5 protein-coding genes are annotated in these 6,395 nt (G+C 42.5%); 1 reads left to right on the top strand and 4 read right to left on the bottom strand.

The window, feature by feature from the left end; genetic code table 11:
* Nucleotides 1-461: 461 nt before the first annotated feature.
* Nucleotides 462-1,340 carry a nucleotidyltransferase-like protein gene (locus tag ACQKMP_RS26780; protein ID WP_042191792.1) on the bottom strand — a complete coding sequence of 293 codons (879 nt, stop codon included), beginning with the start codon at nucleotides 1,338-1,340 and terminating at the stop codon, nucleotides 462-464.
* A gap of 127 nt (nucleotides 1,341-1,467) precedes the next feature.
* On the opposite strand from ACQKMP_RS26780, the gene ACQKMP_RS26775 reads away from it, so the two are divergent.
* Nucleotides 1,468-1,833, top strand: a complete 366-nt coding sequence (locus tag ACQKMP_RS26775; RefSeq protein WP_076285462.1) for a DUF2614 family zinc ribbon-containing protein — start codon at nucleotides 1,468-1,470, stop codon at nucleotides 1,831-1,833.
* Nucleotides 1,834-1,947: 114 nt separating this feature from the next.
* Here the strand turns inward: ACQKMP_RS26775 and ACQKMP_RS26770 are convergent, their stop codons facing one another.
* The 3 genes from ACQKMP_RS26770 to ACQKMP_RS26760 form a co-directional block, all read right to left on the bottom strand.
* Nucleotides 1,948-3,669: a glycosyl hydrolase family 18 protein gene (locus tag ACQKMP_RS26770; protein ID WP_427471925.1), complete on the bottom strand. Its 1,722-nt coding sequence runs from the start codon at nucleotides 3,667-3,669 to the stop codon at nucleotides 1,948-1,950.
* Between the two features lie 242 nt (nucleotides 3,670-3,911).
* Complete coding sequence (locus ACQKMP_RS26765; protein ID WP_042191799.1) at nucleotides 3,912-4,343, bottom strand: Fur family transcriptional regulator; 432 nt, start codon at nucleotides 4,341-4,343, stop codon at nucleotides 3,912-3,914.
* A gap of 126 nt (nucleotides 4,344-4,469) precedes the next feature.
* Nucleotides 4,470-6,380, bottom strand: a complete 1,911-nt coding sequence (locus ACQKMP_RS26760; RefSeq protein ID WP_340972835.1) for a DUF4097 family beta strand repeat-containing protein — start codon at nucleotides 6,378-6,380, stop codon at nucleotides 4,470-4,472.
* Nucleotides 6,381-6,395 lie beyond the last annotated feature (15 nt).

Genomic DNA, 6,395 nt, shown 5'->3' with positions numbered 1-6,395 from the left:
TTCGTCCTGAGCCAGGATCAAACTCTCCAATTAGTATTGAAAAGAGCGATATGCTCATTTTGAAACATCTGACGAGAAAATTAATTCTCTAATTTCGGATATCACTTTCGTGATTTCCTACTCACTCGTTGTTCAGTTTTCAAAGATCAAGCTGTTTATTTCGTCGTTGTGTTGTTCAGCAGCGACCTTTATAATATATCACAGCGTCCTCGTTTTAGTCAACCTTTTTTTTAATTTCTTTTTTCGGTTGTCTTTCGAATGTTTTCGAAAGCACATCTCTGTGTCAGAGGGACGAGTTATAATTTAACACATGAACTAGGAAAGAGTCAACCATAAATTTATTAGAATAAATATGAGCGCATCATAATAGCGAGCAAACAAAAAAGAGAGTGCTCAGCCTCTCCCTATCCCTACTTATTTTATCTATAGATTACCGGCAAATCCTGCATCTAATTTCTTCTTTATAAGGTATATCGGATCGCATGCCCCTCTCCCCCATGACCGTCAGCCCATAAAGTAATCTCACGGATTAGCGAACGAGAAACAAGCTTTCGTAAAACTAGGGGCAACTCAGCCTCTAATTGACACAGGCCAGAATGCTGTAGTAATTCTTTTATACTCCATGCTTCCTTACGGCTATTCAGAATATTGAAAAGCAATGCACAACAATCCGTCATTTTGGACATGATCCCAAATTCACAGGCTAGAAGAACAAGCTCTACTCTTTGCTCTAAGGTCTCCGTGCTGATGGTTAGTTCCTCATATAGTTTATGGACAGAAGTGTTCATACTTTTAACCTGCTCCCAAACAGCCGGCTCTGGAAATGAACCAGATTCACTCACTTCTATTCTTGCCCAATGATATAGAGCCATCAATACACAGTTATACGCATCCATAATGTAGCCAGCTTCTATATACCGTTTAGATTTCACATACAAATGCAAGAATCGTGCAAACTCCATGAACTCAACTCGTTCCTTAAGAGGCCCTTCAAATTGTAAAATCTCCCGGCGCATATCCCCTAGTATTCCTTTGGGATCCCAGATCACTTCCCCAATCATCAAACTAGTAAGGAGCTCGTTATTATCTCCCGCCATGACAGCCCGCTCCAAAGCGGAAAGGCCAATATGGACTGACTGGGTCCGTGTGTCACCGGCAATGGTGTGGCGAACAATATGTTCTAAATCCTGTTCCTCATGTAAAACTAACACAACCATATCAAAATCGTGAAGTAGCGCGCTTTGAAAAGGAGTACTCCCTTTCTGCCGCAAAGCGACAGCTCCTAAAACATTTTCTTCAAACGTTTCTCCACTCAACAAAGTTACATTGGATAATTCCATGCTTCCCTCCATTAAATTTGGCGAATTTGCGTCCAGTCAGTTATAATTCAGTTATAATAATTATTCTACATATGAAAGACAGTTCCTTCTGGACAACCCAACTATATTTAGTTAGGAGCAAACACTCATGAAGTTTAAAACGGCTAAGATCAACGCTTTTCGCACATGGGGATTACTGCTCACAATGCTCGGAATGGGACTTATGGTTTTGGGTACAGCAGGCATCGTATTCTGGGGATCGACTGGGAAAGTATTCGCTGGAATCGGACTTGTAATCGGTTTAATTTCCATGATGGCAAGTCTTGCGATCTATTTCTGGGCTGGCATGCTCTCAACGAGTGCAGTTCAGCTAGAGTGCCCTGAGTGTCACAAGCTGACCAAGATGCTCGGTAAAACAGACCGCTGTATGTTCTGCCACACCATTCTTACTATGGATCGGGCTGAGGCTACTATTACTGCAGATCAGCTTGAGCATCAGCAACTAAACCACTAAACACACCTTACAGAGGCTCATTACTAACTAGTTAAAATGCACTCAATATTTGTTAATACAACAAAGAGGCCCCCGATATGGGAGCCTCTTTGTTTGTTATAAATGAAATTATGATTACTTATGAATCTCTTGTAATGCTTCCCATGCTGATGGATTGCTAAAACTGCGATTCCATGATCCGATGCCTCCAAGCCCCATGGACTTAGCAAGCTCAACTCTTGATTTTAAGCTCACCTTATCTTCTATCCATATTTTCTTAAGAGCGCCATCTTCCTTGTACTCTACGTAATTCTGCCCAGCAGCCTTATCAAATGTAGGAGTTAGCTTCTTCTCTTTGATAATTTTTTCAACGGCATTCATACTAACGGATTTGGAGCTTACCTTTGTCTTGCCATCTACTTGAGCCTCAGTCCAGATGCGGGTGTACAATGGGATCCCCAAAATCACCTTCTCAGGCGGCACATTGTCTTCCTCTATGATCCGGCTTATTGAATTCTCTACCCAAGGTAAGGAGGCAACAGAGCCCGCGATAGGGCTAGCTGCCCAATGTTCATCATAAGCCATCACGATTAGATAATCGACTAATGTCCCAAGAGCCTTACGATCAAGGAATGCTGACCACATCTCGCTATTGGATTTAGGTGTCACGTCTATGGAGACGATTAGATTCTTAGCCTGAGCCATCGGTTTTAGTTCTCTCATAAATTGAGTGACATTCTCTCCGTCTTTCGTATACACATTCTCAAAATCGATATTAATTCCATCCAAATTGTATAGATCCGAATATTCTAAGATCTGTACGATTGCATTCATCCGTTTCTCATAGCTGGACAATGCCTCAGTAGTCATGTCTGGATCGAAGCTATTGCTAAGCAACCCCCATACCTCTAACCCGCGCCCATGCGCCCACTGCACATACGCACTGTCGGCCTGACTGCGCACATTGCCATCACCATCTATAATACTAAACCATGTTGGGCTAGCCACGTTAACGCCTGGTAGCTCACCGAAGGTTTCTGGGTTAGGTTTGCGTTGGTAAACAGCCTCCCAATACAAATTCACTGACTTCCCTTTCCAGTTACGTTCAGCGCGTGTTGGCGTGGATTTTTTCGGTTCCACTGTCTTTTGACCATCCCGAACAATATCACTTGCCTTGGCATAACCTGCATACCCGCTGCTTAATTGCACAAACAGCCAGTCCTTATTTTCTTCATTCCAAATATTCACGACTGCCCCAGGAGACATATCCGCAACTATAGGTGCGTGGATGGATGCCTCATTTCGTAGAGCTACTGCCTTGTCGCCTTTTTCACCTTTAACTTTTCCTAGCGAGACAGACTCTCCTGCCGTCATTAGCAGTATTGCTCCGGTATTCGTATCCTCCTGTATTTCAAACCCATATAGATCTTCTAATACATCCGCAGGAAGGTAGGTCACTTTCTCCCTTACTTCAGGCGCTAGCCGCAGTTGCAGCGGACGGTTGTTCAGACTAGCATCGGTTTTATCCTCCTGCATGTAAAGGAGCTCACTATCCGTTGATAGGATGACCGATTTCGTCTTCTCTTCATAACGAATGGAAGGATCCACATACTCTTGCAACAATGGTAATGGTAATAGCATGCTATCTCCAGTCCCCGAGGCAGAATAACCTGTATGCTCTCCTTTTACAAAGATGGGGTGCGCTTGAGCTTTCCAATCTACATCTATGTGCTGACGATTTGGCAATACATAAAACACTACCCAATATGCTGCTGCTACAATGATTAAAAGTCCAAATAACCGCCTAAAAAAACCTCCGCGCTTTTTGACGCGCCTCTGTCCCAGTCTTCTGTCCAAAATATATCCTCCAGATAATAATATGATTTTTAGTAGAGTCTAACATTACGATTATAACATCCACTTGGTTTCGTATAACCAGTAGAAAATAGTCATTTATCCTACAAATTGTTATATTCAAGAAGAAATGACGTTGTCGTTCTTATATTTGTAAAAAAATAAAAACGTGAGTCCTCCGCTTTCGGATTTCGCACGTTTAGTGATAACTTGGTAGATCGCCTTGATACCGTTCTATTCTAGTCTTAATGCTGCTTCTCTCTACAACTTTTGCAAAATCCATGCAGCTCCATACGCAATCCTGTAATCTTAAAGCCTGTAGCTTGCTCAGCATGCAGCTCTACATCCCTAAGCGAAGGATAACTGAAATCCTCAATCTTACCGCATTTCTGACATATAACATGATAATGATCAGACACATTGGCATCAAAACGGCTGGAGCTATCCCCATAGGTCAACTCACGAACCATGCCAGCTTCCATAAACATCTTGAGATTATTATATACGGTTGCCACGCTCATGCTCGGAAATTTAGGCTCTAATGCCCGATATATATCGTCAGCTGTAGGATGATTCATTGCTTCCATCAAATACGTAAGAATCGCATGACGCTGGGGCGTTATACGGACACCTGTTGTTTTTAATTGTTCCAATGCATGTTGTACGCCACTCCCCATGACTGTCACCGCCTTTTAAATTTAAAAATAAAAGAAATATTTCTTATAATTGTAAGACTGGGTTTTCAATCTTGTCAACGAAGTCGATACATTATATTCATTATTATATAAGAAAAATTACTTTTTTCAATAACCTCTCACATTTAAGTTGCTGTTTCCCTCAACCTGAATCTTGAACTCACCTGTGCCCACTTCACCAGATATCTTCTTCTTATCAATGGTTAAGGTAGGTAAATCTGAAATAATATCACCATATCCACTTGAGCCATTCAACTTATAGTTCCCTAACTGCGGCAAATACAATTGAATATCGCCAACTGCACTATAAATGTCCCAGTCTCCTCCAATTTCATGTGAACGAACATCAATGATGCCATTCAAGGATTCTGCATGCAGCTTCGATCTGGCTCCATCAATCTCTAAATTACCATTTTTGCTAGAAATATCGATCTCGGCTTCATTCCCGGTTGCACCGATATTGCCAACTGCCGTTGATAATTTCAAGGCTCCTGTGACATTCCAAGCATTCATATTGCCACCGCTCGTTGATAAATCAACGCTGCCCTGGACGGATCTCGCACGCACAGCTCCATTCAGTGTTTTCCCTTTCACATTACCAAAGATACGATGAAGAATAAGTTCTCCATTTCCCGTTTCCAGCGAAATATCTTCGATCGCTTCTATGTTCTGCAGGGTGATCCCACCATTCATAGTGCGAACATCTAGGTTAAAACGGCGGTCTTCCGGCAAAGAAATGTCCAAATCCATTCGCGGCTGACGCTTACCTGATTCTCCGTACGCCTTGCTGTTTGAAGTTATTTTTATAGTTGGTCCTTCAACAACATCCACAAAGGACTGTTCCGAAATGGCCTCAGCCATCGGACCTTCCAATTGATCTACCCAAACTGTAGTAGTAATCTGAATATTATCTACGGGAGCCCGGTGCAATAAAATATCTCCATTAATACCATCAACGGATATTTTGGCTGTATTTAGCTTCACTGGAACGATAAGCGGAGCCTTCTGAAATTTACTTCCCTTCGCCTCGCCATAGTCGACTGCAGCTGCTGTAAGGTTGAGACTCACATTTTTCCACAGATATAAGTAATGTTCTTGTTCGGCAACGATAAACACACTCGCAGCAAGCAATATAGCAGATAAAAGGCCGCGTAAATCCAATCTGATTCTTGTTCCCTTTTGTACAGAGCCTGAACGACCAGAGAAGAAATACATGAACAGGAACTCAATCCCCCATAACACTGGGATGACCGGCCACCACTTCAAGAGTAAAAGCATATAATCCGACCCGTCTCTCCAATCCAGAAACAACGGGATGGCAATAGCAATAAGCAAGACCGATGCCGTATATCTTCCTACACGCCGGTTATGAGACTCATTTTTCTTGCGCGAAACGATTCCTCTGACAATTTCTCTCGCTCCTACATATATACCACCACATAATAAAACTGCAGACACGGCCACTTCGGAGTAATGCTCAATAAAAAATTGCAGCCATGCTGGCTTTTGGCGAAACAGAATGAGAAGCGCTCCCCCTAAAAGAAGTAGAAATCCAAAGGATACGCCAGGTTCACTGACGATACTACGACGCTTAGGAGGTGTAGTTATTTTTGCCACAGGATCATCAAGCTCTTGATCTTCAGGGTAACGGAGAATCTTGTCCGCTGATTGCAGTACATCATACACATTATAGAAATATATCGCCGGAATAATCAGTGCAAGTAAAATAAGCAACGGAACATTAATCTGCATTCCAATGGATGAGAAATAAATTAAAGCTGAGATATCCAATAGTATCAAGAAGATAAAGGTAATTCCTTTGCGGAGAAGCCCAAAGTATAAGTGCCCAGTTCCTGGGATGAGAGCTGCCAATAGTCCAGCGATAAATTTGCGTTTGCGGCGGCGCCGTTTTGGACGTGGAGGGATTATCTTCTTCTGAATCTCACTCTCCGTAGTCTCAAGATCGGCTGAACCCCGCTGCTCTTCCTGCGCTGAGAGTATTGCAGAATCATTTGTCATATCTCGGCTCCTCCT

The organism is Paenibacillus sp. NPDC101420, assembly GCF_050277435.1.
In the GTDB taxonomy this organism is placed as follows: domain Bacteria; phylum Bacillota; class Bacilli; order Paenibacillales; family Paenibacillaceae; genus Paenibacillus_AQ.
This window is presented reverse-complemented; position numbering and strand designations above follow the sequence as displayed.